Source organism: Rhizobium sp. BK591 (genome assembly GCF_014195045.1).
In the GTDB taxonomy this organism is placed as follows: Bacteria; Pseudomonadota; Alphaproteobacteria; order Rhizobiales; family Rhizobiaceae; genus Rhizobium; species Rhizobium anhuiense.
The window spans coordinates 78,413-92,468 of the sequence record NZ_JACIAZ010000003.1 but is presented as its reverse complement, the minus strand read 5'-3'; the positions used below and the strand labels follow the sequence as shown (position 1 = coordinate 92,468).

Annotated in this window: 9 protein-coding genes and 1 tRNA gene; 5 read left to right on the top strand and 5 right to left on the bottom strand. The window is 61.4% G+C overall.

From position 1 onward, the window contains the following. Positions 1-100 precede the first annotated feature (100 nt). Positions 101-985 (bottom strand): 4-hydroxy-tetrahydrodipicolinate synthase, encoded by an 885-nt coding sequence (gene dapA, locus FHX10_RS13485; protein ID WP_028758248.1) that lies wholly within the window; start codon positions 983-985, stop codon positions 101-103. 214 nt (positions 986-1,199) lie between these two features. Between dapA and FHX10_RS13480 the strand changes: the two genes are divergently transcribed. Next, on the top strand, positions 1,200-3,275 hold the full coding sequence (locus FHX10_RS13480; RefSeq protein WP_048338679.1) for a lytic transglycosylase domain-containing protein: 2,076 nt from the start codon (positions 1,200-1,202) through the stop codon (positions 3,273-3,275). 65 nt (positions 3,276-3,340) lie between these two features. After that, positions 3,341-4,237, top strand: coding sequence for an alpha/beta fold hydrolase (locus FHX10_RS13475; RefSeq protein WP_047616240.1), 897 nt, complete (start codon positions 3,341-3,343; stop codon positions 4,235-4,237). 90 nt (positions 4,238-4,327) lie between these two features. Here the strand turns inward: FHX10_RS13475 and FHX10_RS13470 are convergent, their stop codons facing one another. The 4 genes from FHX10_RS13470 to FHX10_RS13455 form a co-directional block, all read right to left on the bottom strand. After that, positions 4,328-5,335, bottom strand: coding sequence for a porin (locus FHX10_RS13470; protein WP_097661205.1), 1,008 nt, complete (start codon positions 5,333-5,335; stop codon positions 4,328-4,330). A gap of 668 nt (positions 5,336-6,003) precedes the next feature. Then, a tRNA-Ser gene (locus FHX10_RS13465) sits at positions 6,004-6,094 on the bottom strand. A 241-nt stretch (positions 6,095-6,335) separates the two neighbouring features. Beyond that, a complete protein-coding gene (locus FHX10_RS13460; RefSeq protein WP_183908331.1) occupies positions 6,336-7,553 on the bottom strand; it encodes an NAD(P)/FAD-dependent oxidoreductase in 1,218 nt (405 codons plus the stop codon). 184 nt (positions 7,554-7,737) lie between these two features. Then, positions 7,738-8,853, bottom strand: coding sequence for a Gfo/Idh/MocA family protein (locus FHX10_RS13455; protein ID WP_183908333.1), 1,116 nt, complete (start codon positions 8,851-8,853; stop codon positions 7,738-7,740). A 207-nt stretch (positions 8,854-9,060) separates the two neighbouring features. Between FHX10_RS13455 and FHX10_RS13450 the strand changes: the two genes are divergently transcribed. From FHX10_RS13450 to iolD, 3 genes are all read left to right on the top strand, one after another. Then, positions 9,061-9,936: a MurR/RpiR family transcriptional regulator gene (locus tag FHX10_RS13450; protein ID WP_028758255.1), complete on the top strand. Its 876-nt coding sequence runs from the start codon at positions 9,061-9,063 to the stop codon at positions 9,934-9,936. 92 nt (positions 9,937-10,028) lie between these two features. Continuing rightward, a complete protein-coding gene (gene iolC / locus FHX10_RS13445) occupies positions 10,029-11,963 on the top strand; it encodes a bifunctional 5-dehydro-2-deoxygluconokinase/5-dehydro-2-deoxyphosphogluconate aldolase (RefSeq protein WP_028758256.1) in 1,935 nt (644 codons plus the stop codon). Between the two features lie 194 nt (positions 11,964-12,157). Then, positions 12,158-14,008 (top strand): 3D-(3,5/4)-trihydroxycyclohexane-1,2-dione acylhydrolase (decyclizing), encoded by a 1,851-nt coding sequence (gene iolD, locus FHX10_RS13440; protein ID WP_183908335.1) that lies wholly within the window; start codon positions 12,158-12,160, stop codon positions 14,006-14,008. The last annotated feature ends 48 nt before the right edge of the window (positions 14,009-14,056 follow it).

The following is a 14,056-nucleotide window of genomic DNA, read 5'->3' as shown; positions in this document are numbered from 1 at the left end:
TTTAGAGCGCGAAAAGCCGCGCCCTCATTCCCGACCTCTATGTGAGGGCTTGCCCTTTATGTAAGGGAGCGACCCGGCCTTGTGAAGATGGCCGGTCTTTTCAGTTCAGCAGGCCGGCATGGCGCAACGCGGCGTCGATTGCCGTTTCCGTGGCCGGCTCCAGCGTCGAAAGCAGCGGCGAGCGGACGTTGCGGCTCATGCGGCCAAGCCTGGAGAGCCCGTATTTGGCGCCGCAAAGACCCGGCTCGAGGAAGATCGCCTTGTGCAGCGGCATCAGCCGATCCTGATATTCCAGGGCGCGGGCATAATCGCCTGCGAGCGTCGCCGCCTGGAACTCGGCGCAGAGCCGCGGGGCGACATTGGCCGTTACCGAAATACAGCCGACACCGCCATGGGCGTTGAAGCCGAGCGCCGTCGCATCCTCGCCGGACAACTGCCGGAAATCCGTGCCGCAGGTGATGCGCTGTTCGGAGACGCGCTCGATCTTACCCGTTGCATCCTTGACGCCGACGATATTGCTGTGCGCCTTGGCGAGCGCCCCCATCGTTTCCGGCGTCATGTCGACCACCGAGCGGCCGGGGATGTTATAGATATAGATCGGCAGATCGACGGCCTCGGCGATCGCCGAAAAATGCGCGATCAAACCCTTCTGCGTCGGCTTGTTGTAATAGGGAGTGACGACCAGAACGGCGTTCGCACCGACCTTTTCGGCATGCTGGGCAAGCTCGATCGCCTCACGCGTATTGTTCGAGCCGGCGCCGGCCATGACGGGGACGCGTTTTGCAGCAACCTCGATGCAAAGTTCCACGACCCGCTTGTGTTCGGCATGCGACAGCGTCGGGGATTCGCCCGTCGTGCCGACCGGAACGAGACCGGCGCTGCCTTCCTTGATCTGCCAGTCGACATGAGCGGCGAAACTATCTTCGTCGATCAGTCCGGCGTCGGTGAAGGGGGTGACGAGGGCGGGAATGGACCCATTGAACATGCAAAGCTCCTCACGACCAAATCCTTGCTTCGGCCGCATTCCATGAATAAGAGTTGCGCACCATAGAGCGCCGAAATCATCGCGACAAGCGCGGAGAGTTCGGTTTAGGGCAAATTCCGATAGCAGATGTGAATGAATTTTACCTGGTACGGTAAGGTTTCGTTAAGATGCCTCTAGCCTAATGGCAGGGCGTGTTTTCGGTGCGAGATCCCGGATGAAGAAAGCTGTCCTGATTCTGTCCGCCTTCGGCTTCATTGCCGCCGCGTGGGGCAGCGTTGCGTCGCCGCTTCCCGGCGAGAGCGCTGCCATGCCTGATGTCAAGCCGCTCGGCTTCATCCCCGAGACATCCATACCGGAAGCGATCACAACAGGCGCCATCCCGCGCAATCCGGCAGTGGCGCCTGTCAACAGCGACCTGAAAACCGGCCTCGACGCGCTTTCCGACAAGGACCCGCAGCTGGCGCTTTCGATCCGCGACAGCATGCGCGACGATACGCTTGACCGCCATATCCTCACCTGGGCGATCGCCGTTTCTGGATTGAAGGGCGTTCCCTCCTATGAAATCGCCAGCGCCGCGCAGGAGCTCAAGGGCTGGCCGGGTCTTTCGCGGCTGCGCGCCTATTCCGAGCGCGCGCTCTATGACGAAAATCCCGCCCCTTCCGCCGTGCTCGCCGCCTTCGGCGATACTGCGCCTGAGACGATGCAGGGCGCCGTCATCCTCGGCCGGGCGCTGGTTGCGACAGGCAAGCAGGCGCAGGCAGCAAAATATATCCGCAAGGTCTGGCGCGGAGAGGCTCTCGACAAGGCGACGGAAGACAAGATCCTCATCGAGTTTTCCGCGCTGCTGACGCCTGCCGACCATAAGGCGCGGATGGACTATCTGATGTATCGCGGCCGGGTGGCGCAGGCCAAGCGCTTCGGCGACATGGGCCAGGCGCAGTCGCTCTACAAGGCCTGGGCTGCCGTCGACGCCAAGGCCGGCAATGCCGGCGCCCTGCTTAACGCCGTCGATGCGAGATGGCGCGGCGATGCCGGCCTGCTGTTTGCCCGGATCGAATATCTGCGCAAGCAGGACAAATATGCCGAAGCGGCGGCGCTGCTGGAGCAGATGCCGCCCGAGCGCAGCGAACTCGTCAATTCCGGCGAGTGGTGGAACGAGCAGCGGATCATCAGCCGCGGCCTCGTCGACCAGGGGCAATTCAAGCCCGCCTATCGCATCGTCGCAAACTACGCCGCAACAAGCCCGACGGATATCGTCGAGGCCGAGTTCCATGCCGGATGGTACGCGCTTCGCGGCCTGCAGGACCCGACAACGGCGGAAAGACACTTCCGCAAGATCCTCCAGACATCAAACGGGCCGATCTCGGTTTCACGCGCCTGGTATTGGCTGGGCCGGGCAGCGGAGGCCGGCGGCCCCGGCCAATCCAGTGAATTCTATACGAAAGCCGCGAGTTTTCCCGGCACCTTCTACGGTCAGCTCGCGGCCGAACGGCTGGGGCGAAAGACGCTGAACGTCGCCTATCCCTCACCGAGCACGGCCGACCGGCAACGCTTCCAGGCGCGCGAAGCCGTGCAGGCGATCGCCCGGCTGGAAGCCGCAGGCCATGGATGGCGGGCCGATATTCTCTATCTCGCGCTCGCCGATCAGCTGCAGAGCCCCGGTGAATTGGCCGTCCTTGCAGCAAAGGCCGAGCAATCCGGCGATCATCATCTCTCGTTGCAGATCGGCAAGATCGCTTACGGGCGCGGCATCGATGTCGCAGCGCTGGCCTTTCCGGTCGGCGTGATCCCAGCGAACGCCAATATATCAGGCTCCGGCAAGGCACTCGCCTATGCCATCGCCCGGCAGGAAAGCGCCTTCAACCCGGCCGCCGTTTCGGCGGCGAATGCGCGCGGCCTGCTGCAGCTTCTGCCGGGAACAGCCCAGGCGGTGGCCAAGCGCCACAATATTACCTATTCCAAAGACAAACTGACGGCCGATGCCGGCTACAACGCGACGCTCGGCGCGCATTATCTCGGCGAGCAGATAGACGCCTTTGGCGGCTCCTATATCCTCACCTTCATTGCCTACAATGCCGGGCCGAAGCGGGTGCCGGAATGGATCGGCCGCTACGGCGATCCGCGCGGCAGGCCGATCGACGAGATCGTCGACTGGATCGAGCGCATCCCCTTCCCCGAAACGCGCAACTATGTGCAGCGGGTGATGGAGAATTACGAAGTCTACAAGGCCCGCCTTGGCCAGCCGACCGATATCGAACGCGACCTGATCGGCGGACGCAGCGCCTCCTGAAGCCGTTTGGTGCGGCTCGCAAAGCAGGCTACATCTTCGGGATCAACAGATCTCGAGTGGATGCGATGCCGGATACTTACGCAGGCGATTTCCAGGAACGGTTTTACACATCTTCCGACGGGCTGAGGCTTTATGCCCGCGACTACCGGCCCGACGAGGCCCTAACAGGCGGACGGCTGCCGGTAATCTGCCTGCCCGGGCTGACCCGCAATACGCGGGATTTTCATCGGCTGGCGCTGCTTCTCTCCCGCGACAGAACATCGCCGCGCAGGGTCATCGCACTCGATTCGCGCGGCCGGGGAAACTCGGCATGGGACGAGAATAAGGCGAACTACAATCTCGCCGTCGAAGCCGGCGACGTCATAGCCGCCTGCGCGGCGCTCGGCTTCGAGCGGGCGATCTTCATCGGCACATCGCGCGGCGGGCTGATCCTGCATCTGATCGCAGCGACGCGTCCGGCTCTCCTCGAAGCCGTCATCCTCAACGATATCGGGCCTGTGATCGAAGCTGAGGGGCTGGCACGAATCCGAGATTACCTCAACAACGGCAGGCAGCCGGCGGAGTGGAGCGAGGCGGCCGATATATTGAAGGAAAATCATGGGGCGTCGTTTACCGCACTTGCGGGGGAAGACTGGCGCGAGATGGCGCTTGCGCTTTATCGCGACGTCGGCGGAAGGCCGGTCGCCGATTTCGATCCGGCGATCGCAGAGGCACTCAAATCGGTCGATTTCAGCCAGCCGCTACCCGATCTGTGGGAGCAATTCGAAAGCCTGAGCCGGTTGCCGCTCATGTTGATCCGCGGCGAGAATACGTCGCTGCTCTCAAAGCAGACGGCCGACGAAATGGCACGCCGCCATTCCGGACTGGTTCTGCACACCGCGGCGAAGCAAGGGCATGCACCGCTCCTCCATCTCGGCAGAATCCCCGCAATGATTCAGGCTTTTCTCGCCAATTGCCGATAAGCGCTTTGATCTCCATCTATCGAGACAGTGACCAAAAGCAGAAAGCCCGGCTCAAGAGCCGGGCTTTCCGTATTGCCTAATCTGGTCAGATTAGAACGCACGCTGCAGGCGGAAGTAGCCCGTCGTGGAGTCGTCAGCATCTTCCGGATCGAGGTACTGAACCGAAGCCTTGGCGTAGAAGTTGTCGACGATCTGGTAATCAACCGTCAGACCGGCCTTCCAGGCATCGCCGTTGCCGAAGTCGTCGCCAGAAACGTAGTAGTCGCTGTAGTACTGGACGCCAGGGGTGATCTTGAGCTTGTCGGTTGCCTTGATTGCGTATTCGGCAGCAACAGCCCATTCAGCCTTGGTGTAGTAGGAGCTCGGGCCGGTAGCGTATACGGCAGCGAGGCCGAGCGTGCCGGGACCGATGTCAACCGTACCCATTGCACGGACAGCACCTTCTTCGTTGTCGACGTCGTAGCCGGCAGTGATCTGGTAGCTGAACGCGCCAGCCTTGCCGCCGAGACCGACTGCAACACCAACGTTGTTGGCTTCTTCGTCCGTCTTGTAGAAGCCGTCTTCGAGTTCATCGACGCTGATGCCAGCGTAGAAGTCAGAGGTTTCGTACTGATAACGGATGGAGTTATGCAGGGTGACCGGAGAGCCGATATCGTCGGTTTCGCCAGAGAGGCCATCGTCCCACCAGCTGTAGAACAGACCAGCGCGGAAGCCGGCGATGTCGAGGTAAGCGGAGTCGAGCTTGGCACCCTGATCGGTGGCGTTGTCAGCATTGAACTGCATGACGATGACGCCGGTCAGCGGACCGTATTCGGTGTCGCTCTTGGCCGTGAACTGAACCTGACCGCGGCTGAAGGCATCCCAGTCAGAGTCGCCGCCGACATCTTCGCCGACGTTAACCTGGAAACGGATGTAGCCGTTGATCTTGAGGCAGGTTTCGGTGCCCGGGATGTAGAAATAGCCGGTGCCGTAAGCGTCGCAAACGCGGACGTATTCAACCGGTTCCGGCTCGGCAGCAACGATAGCGTCAGCAGCCTGAGCACCGGAAACTACTGCGAGAGCAGCAGCGGAGCCGAGAAGAAGGCTCTTGATGTTCATAAATGACCTCCAATTCAAAGTTTCGATCGGGTTTGGGATCTTTCGCTGAGCAGCGTTCCCTGCCCCATCCCCGTGTTTCAAGAAGTGGACGATCAGTCGCCCTTGCTTCCGACGCTGAAAATACAAGACGGAAGCCGTCACGCAATCACCAACTTACTCGGATGGGGGGTTTGCGGGAGCCTTCCCGACATTCTGTTGCTGAAAGGACACAAGTCGGGCAACCAGCCCCGATTTCCTTTATGCTTTGTTAAGAAAACCCTGATTTTGCGGCTGCTTAGCTCTGATCGACAAAGAATTGGACATGCGCTTTGTGACACATTCGCGACACTTTTTTGACAAAATCCGGTTCTTTCTGGGATACCGTAGCGCTGGGAAGCGTAACCGGAGGTGCACCAATCCGCTTTCGTCACCTGCCGATGCAGGGCGCGGGAAGTGATTCCCGCAAAGCGATTCTCTCGCTCGAGGCGGAGAGACCTTCCCGTCGCGTGGCCGCAAAGCCCCGCTGCATCATTCAATAAAACCGGGAACCGATTTAAGGAATTACGCAGCGACTCAAAGTCGCTTCAGCGTCCATTGTCCGCCTGAAAAGACGCGCGGCGCTGTAATCGACGAAGCGAATATGATTCCTGGCAGGAACTAAGAAGCGGCAGACTCTTGGAAAATCGGAATGGCGGAGAAGATGGGATTCGAACCCACGATACGCTTTTGACGTATACTCCCTTAGCAGGGGAGCGCCTTCGACCACTCGGCCACCTCTCCGGTGCGGCCTAACTATGGTGACCGGCCTGTGAATGCAAGAGTTTTTTGAATTTTCACCAGAAGAAATACAGCAGGCAGCCTTTCGGCTGGCTGCGCAAACAGAACGGCATTTCCTGCCGTGATCAGAAGAAATTAATCGCGCTTCGTTGTCTTGGCGAAAGACGCCGAGCCTTGCCGCCCGGCCTCCGGCAGGATCAGCGAATCCAGGACGGCGTTACCGCCGGCGCCAACAGGTGCTGATTTAGCCGAGCAGCCTCTTGAGGTCGGCAGAGGGGTCGGCGAGAATCGATCTGTCGGGATTGATCCCGGATTCCAGCAGTTTCTTTCCGGTCACATAGGCTTTCGCGTCGTTTATCGCATCGACGGCAATCAGCAGGCCATCCCTGAAGTACCAGACGGAGTGGGCGCCTTCGCGGGCGCCGGGGCGCAGCAGCGTCTCATCATAGCCGAGATTGAAGCCGGCGATCTGCAGCTTGACGTCATACTGATCGGACCAGAACCATGGCTTCGGCTCATAAGGCTCGCTGCCGCCGGCGATGACGGCAGCCGCCGCTTCGGCCTGGTCGACGGCGTTCTGCACCGATTCGAGCCTGATGCGGCCGCCCTGCCAGGGAAGGGCCGCGCAATCACCGGCGGCAAAGATCGACGGATCGGAGGTGCGGGCGAATTCGTCGACGACAATGCCGTTGGCGACTTCGAGTCCGGCTTCCTTGGCGAGCTGGTCGTTCGGCGCAACGCCGATGCCGACGACGGCGAAGTCGATATCGATGACCGAACCGTCGGAAAGTGCGGCGCCGGTGACGCGGCCATCCGTGCCGATCAGATGCTTGAGCCCCGTCTTTTCCCGAATCATCACGTCATGGCTTTCATGGATCCCGCGCATGATGTCGGCGGTCTCCTTCGCCGCGACGCGCTGCAGGATACGGTCGGCCATCTCGATGACGGTCACCTCAAGGCCGCGATGGCGGGCGACGGCTGCCGCCTCGAGACCGATATAACCGCCGCCGATGATGAGGACGCGGCGACCGGGACGCATCTCTTCGGCGAGCAGATCGGCATCGCGCTTGTCGCGGGCGACATAGACGCCTTCGAGATCACCGCCGATTGCGGCCGGCAGCCGGCGCGGCGTCGAGCCGGTGGCCAGCGCCAGCGTGCCGTAATCGAGAACGGAGCCGTCCTGCAGGAGAACCTGCTTGGTGTCAGGCTTGATCTGCTCGGCCCAGGTCGAAACGCGAAGGTCGACATCGTTGTCGGCATACCAGTGCTCGGCGCGGAACAGCAGACGGTCGAATGCCATTTCGCCGAGCAGGTATTTCTTCGAAAGCGGCGGGCGCTGATAGGGCGCCACGTCCTCCGCGCCGATAAGGGTGATCGGGCGCGTGTCCTTCAACGCACGCAGCTTGGCCGCCAATGCGAAACCGGCCTGTCCCGCGCCGATGATCACCAGTCTATCCGTCACGATCTCACTCCTGAAGCTGCGCCCGACACTCGCGCCGAGGCTATCCCCTCCAACGCCGCACGTTTTTCAGACGCGCAAAGGACGCTGTAGCACTTTCAATTTGCCGCATACTCTTCAAATCGATTCCGATTTAAGGATTATGCAGCGGCCTGATACGCCGTCAACGGAAAGCGGCCTCTTACATTCAGCCGATCTCGATCCAGCGGCGCTCATGGAAGGACTGTGCCATGGCATGCACCGACTTCTCTATCCTGAGACCGTCTTCGAATGTCACGATCGACGACGGCTCGCCTGAAATTGCCCGGATCAGCTCGCGGCATTCGATGATCTTCAGATCGTTGAAGCCGAGGCCATGGCCGGGCGCCGGGATGAAGCGATCATAGGGCCGATGGGCGGGCGCCGCCAGTATCTTGCGGAAGCCCTGTTCGGAGCCGCGGCCCTCGGCCTGATAGAGTTCGAATTCGTTCATGCGCTCCTGGTCGTAGACGATCGAGCCTTTCGAGCCGAAAATCTGCAGGGCGATGCGGCCCTTGCGGCCCCAGGCGGCGCGATTCGCCATCAACACGGCGGAGATGCCGCCGCCAAGCCGCATCAGCACGTTGGCGCCATCGTGGTTTTCGACGGCACGGCGACCACCTTCGGTCAAAGGGCGATCGGCATAGGGTTTCACCATATCCGTTATGACGGCCTCGACATGGCCGAAGAGATACCAAAGCAGCGATAGCGGATGCACGGCGAAATCGTCGAGGGCGCCGTAGCCGGCGGAAAGCTCGCTCTTCCAATAAAAGAAGACATCGGGATCGGCCATGAAGTCCTCGTCCATCTCGACGCGGATGTGGTTGACCGTACCGATGGCGCCCTCCCCAATCAGCGTCCTGATATGCCGCATGACGGGATTCTGGATGTAATTGTAACCAAGGGCGGCGACCTTGCCGGACCGCTTTGCGGTTTCCAGCATGCGCTCGGCATCGGCATAGACCGGCGCCATCGGCTTTTCGCACCAGACATGCTTGCCGGCTTCGAGGGCTGCAATCGCCATCTCGGGGTGGAACTGATTGGGCGTCGTGACGGAGACGACGTCGACCTCGGGGTCGGCGATCAGCGCCCGCCAGTCCGCCGTCGCCTTCTCGAAGCCGAATTCACCGGCACGGGCCTCAGCAAGCCCGGCATTGGCTTCGGCCAGATGCACGAGACGCGGACGCTCGACATCGCCGAACACAGTCTTCACCGCATTCCACGCCAGCGCATGGCATTTGCCCATATAACCGGTGCCGATCAAACCGATGCCGAGTGGCTTCATTTCCGTCTCCTCCAGAGCTGCGCGCAGATTTTTGGAATATTTGGATCATTTTGACAAGACAGTTACGCATGGCATTTCTCGCGCCCTTCCCCGCACAATTGTCCAAAAGCCTTCAATTACAGGCGATTAAAAACAATTAGGCGTGTCGTTTGAAATCGTCTATGTTCGACAATATGGAATATTTGTTTCATCTCGTGAGCCGCAAGCATGGATAACGATCCCAAGAGGCACGCACGTGTGCCGCGCGATTTTGAAAGCCTGCGCAGCACCATCATCGAGCGCAAGGCGAACATGCCGAAGCGGCTGGCGCAGGTCGCAGCCTTCGCGCTCGGCAATCCCGACGAAATCGCCTTCGGCACGACGGCGAGCATCGCGGCCGCCTCGGACGTCCAGCCCTCGACGCTGGTGCGCTTGGCGCATCATCTGGGGTATGGAGGCTTTTCCGACCTGCAGAGCATCTTTCGCGAAAGATTGCGCGACCGGACGCTGAGTTACGAAGAGCGGCTCGTCACGCTGGAGCAATCGAGCGGCGACGATGAGGACGCCAATCTGCTCTCCGGCTTCATTGCCGCGGCAAACCAGTCAGTCAACCGGTTGGCGGCGACAGTGCAGAGCGATACTTTCACGAAAGCGGTGAATATCCTTGCCGGCGCCGAGACGATCTATCTGATCGCCAAACGGCGCTCCTACCCGCTGACGGCGCACATGACCTACGCTTTTTCCAAGCTCAACATCCGCCACCAGATCGTTGCCTCGCCGAACGGCGTCGATCCGGAGATGGTGCAGTTTGCAACACCCAGGGATGCGGCGATCGCGGCGAGCTTCTCGCCCTATGCGGCCGACAGCCTCAGCCAGAGCCAGGAACTTGCCGACCGCGGCGTGCCCGTTATCGCGATCACCGATTCGGCTTTCTCGCCGCTTGCCGCCTGTGCCACGCACTGGTTCGAGGTGGCGGAGGCCGATTTCGCCGGCTTCCGCTCGCTTTCGGCCTCGATGGCGCTCACCATGGCACTGCCGGTTGCAATTGCCGAGCGGCGGCGCAAGCGGCAGCAGTCAAAACCTGTAAAAGGCAAAATGGAATAAACATTCCGAATTGACAAAATATCGGAACCAATGTTTCATTATTGAAAATTCGCAGGCACTGGAAGCCGCGCAAAATCTAGCGGGAGGACATCATGGTACAATCGAATCCGGGTTCGCAGCCGGAGCCGGCGCTTGATGTGATCACCATCGGCCGTTCCTCGGTCGATCTTTACGGTCAGCAGATCGGTTCACGGCTGGAGGATATCGCCTCCTTCGCCAAGTCCGTCGGTGGCTGCCCGGCCAATATCGCCATCGGCACGGCGCGGCTCGGCCTCAAATCCGGCCTCATCACCCGCGTCGGCGACGAGCAGATGGGACGCTTCATCCGCGAGCAGTCGGCGCGCGAAGGTGTCGCCACAGACGGTATCATCACCGACAAGGAGCGGCTGACGGCGCTGGTGCTGCTTGCGGTCGAGGCCGAGGGCGTCTCGCCGATGATCTTCTATCGATCGGACTGCGCCGATATGGCGCTCGATGAAGGCGATATCGACGAAAATTTCATCAGATCGTCGCGCGCCGTTCTCGTTTCCGGCACGCATTTCTCGCGGCCGAATACCGAGGCCGCGCAGCGCAAGGCGATCCGTATCGCCAAGGCGAACGGCCGCAAGGTAATCTTCGACATAGATTACCGGCCGAACCTGTGGGGACTTGCCGGCCATGCGGAAGGCTTCGAGCGCTACGTGAAATCCGACCGGGTCTCCTCGAAGATGAAGGAGACGCTGCCGGACTGCGACCTCATCGTCGGGACAGAAGAGGAAATCCTGATCGCTTCCGGCGCCGACGACGTGCTCGGTGCGCTGAAGGAGATTCGCCGCCTGTCGCCGGCAACGATCGTACTGAAGCGCGGCGCGATGGGCTGCATCGTCTATGACGGGCCGATTGCCGACGATCTCGAGGCCGGCATCGTCGGCCAGGGTTTCCCGATCGAAGTCTTCAACGTGCTCGGTGCCGGCGATGCCTTCATGTCCGGCTTCCTGCGCGGCTTCCTGCGCGACGAGCCGCTGAAGACGTGCGCCACCTGGGCCAATGCCTGCGGCGCCTTCGCCGTTTCCCGCCTGCTCTGCTCGCCGGAATATCCGACATGGGCGGAACTCGACTTCTTCCTGACGAACGGCAGCAAACACCGGGCACTGCGCAAGGACGAGGCGATCAACCATATCCACTGGGCCTCGACCCGGCGCGGCGAAGTCCCGCTTCTGATGGCGCTGGCGATCGACCACCGCTCGCAGCTCGTCAGCGTCGCCGATGAGCTCGGCGTCGGCCATGAGAAGATCGGCGCCTTCAAGCGGCTGGCGGTCGCGGCGGCGGCACGGGTGTCGAACGGCCGCGACGGCTACGGCATGCTGATCGACGAACGTTTCGGCCGCGACGCCTTCTTCGACGCGGCAACGAAGAATTTCTCCTGGATCGGCCGACCGGTGGAATTGCCGGGCTCGAAGCCGCTGCGCTTCGAATTCAGCCAGGATATCGGCTCGCAGCTTGTGGAATGGCCGCTCGGTCATTGCATCAAGTGCCTGTGCTTCTATCATCCCGATGATCCGGCTGACCTGAAGACGGAGCAGCAGGAGAAACTGCGCACGCTATTCGAGGCCGCCCGCAAGGTCGGCCGCGAGTTGCTGGTGGAGATCATCGCCGGCAAGAACGGGCCGCTCACCGACGATACGATCGCGACCGCGCTGGAAGAGCTTTATGCGCTCGGCATCAAGCCGGACTGGTGGAAACTCGAGCCGCAGGCATCGAGCCAAGCCTGGAAGAAAATCGATGCGGTGATCGCCAAAAATGATCCATGGTGCCGCGGTATCGTGCTCTTGGGCCTCGAGGCGCCCGCCGACGAGCTGATCTCCTGCTTCGAGGCGACGCTGGCGGCTCCCTCCGTCAAGGGCTTCGCCGTTGGCCGGACGATCTTTGCCGATCCGGCGCGCGCCTGGCTTTCGGGCGAAATAAACGACGAGGAGGCGATCGCCGACATGGCCGGCCGCTTCCGGCAACTGACCGAAGCGTGGCTGAAGACGCGTGGGCGTCACTGAGAATTAAGACCCTCCCCAACCCCTCCCCGCAAGGGGGAGGGACTTAACTTGAGGCTCGCCTCACGCCATGAGCGAACGTTCTTTTGGACGAGACCCTGCGGCGAGAATGGTGAGAGCCCGCCAGGTTAACCCCTCCCCTTGTGGGGAGGGTTGGGGAAGGAAAAAACGTGAAAGAAAGATTGCGGGAGGACCCGATGGGCAAGACGATACGGTTGACGATGGCGCAGGCCGTCGCGCATTTCCTCAAGAAGCAGATGACGATCGTCGACGGCAAGAAGGTGCAGATCTTCGGCGGCGTCTGGGCGATCTTCGGTCACGGCAACGTCGCCGGCATCGGCGAGGCGCTCTATCAGGTGCGCGGCGAATTGACGACCTATCGCGCCCACAACGAACAGGGCATGGCGCATGCCGCGATCGCCTATGCCAAGGCGAATTTCCGCACGCGCTTCATGGCCTGCACGACCTCGATCGGTCCCGGCGCACTGAACATGGTGACGGCCGCGGGCGTCGCGCATGTCAATCGTATTCCCGTTCTCTTCCTGCCGGGCGACGTCTTCGCCAACCGTGCGCCGGATCCGGTGCTGCAGCAGATCGAGGATTTCGGCGATGGCACGGTTTCGGCCAATGATGCCTTCCGTCCGGTTTCGCGCTATTTCGACCGCATCACCCGGCCCGAGCAGATCATCACGGCGCTGAAGCGCGCCATGCAGGTCCTGACCGACCCCCTGGATTGCGGCCCGGTGACACTGTCGCTCTGCCAGGATGTTCAGGCGGAAGCCTATGATTATCCGGAAAGCCTGTTCGATGAAAAGGTCTGGACAACCCGCCGGCCGCAGCCGGATGCGGACGAGCTGGCAAATGCCATTGCGCTGATCAAGGCCTCGCGGAAGCCGGTGATCGTTGCCGGCGGCGGCGTGCTCTATTCGCAGGCGACAAAGGAGCTTGCCGCTTTTGCCGAAGCCCACGGCCTTCCCGTCGTCGTCACCCAGGCCGGCAAGTCATCGATCAACGAGACCCATCCGCTGGCGCTCGGCTCGGTCGGCGTCACCGGCACCTCGGCAGCAAATGCGATCGCGGAAGAGACGGACCTCGTCATCGCCGTTGGCACCCGCTGCCAGGATTTCACCACCGGCTCCTGGGCGCTGTTCAAGAACGACAGCCTCAAGATGGTCGGCCTCAATATCGCCGCCTATGACGCGGTGAAGCACGATAGCCATCCGCTGGTGGCCGATGCCCGCGAAGGGCTGAAGGCGCTTTCGGCAGGGCTTTCCGGCTGGAAGGCGCCGGCAGCACTCGCGGAGAAGGCGGCCGCGGAGAAGAAGGTCTGGATGGAGGCTGCGGCCAGGGCGATGGCCACGAGCAATGCCGCCCTGCCCTCCGATGCGCAGGTGATCGGCGCGGTGGCACGCACGATCGGCGGCGAGAATACGACGGTTCTTTGCGCTGCAGGCGGCCTTCCCGGCGAATTGCACAAGCTCTGGCCGGCGACCGCGCCTGGCAGCTATCATATGGAATACGGCTTCTCCTGCATGGGCTATGAGATTGCCGGCGGTCTCGGCGCCAAGATGGCGCATCCCGAACGGGATGTCGTCGTCATGGTCGGCGACGGCTCCTACATGATGATGAATTCCGAGATCGCGACGTCGGTCATGCTCGGCCTCAAGCTCAACATCGTCGTGCTCGACAATCGCGGTTATGGCTGCATCAACCGATTGCAGATGGGAACAGGCGGCGCCAACTTCAACAATCTGCTGAAGGACTCCTATCACGAGGTGATGCCGGAGATCGATTTCCGCGCGCATGCCGAAAGCATGGGCGCCATCGCCGTCAAGGTCGGTTCCATCGCGGAACTCGAGCAGGCGATCATCGATTCGAAGACGAACGACCGCACCTCGGTCTTCCTAATCGACACCGATCCGCTCATTACCACGGAAGCCGGCGGCCATTGGTGGGATGTCGTGGTGCCTGAGGTCAGTCCTCGCGAACAGGTCAACGAAGCGCGCAAGGGCTATGTCGAAGCACGCGCCGCCCAACGCATCGGCTGACCGACTGCTGTCATTTTTTCGGAAGAGCGTCCCGGCTCTTCCGCAATA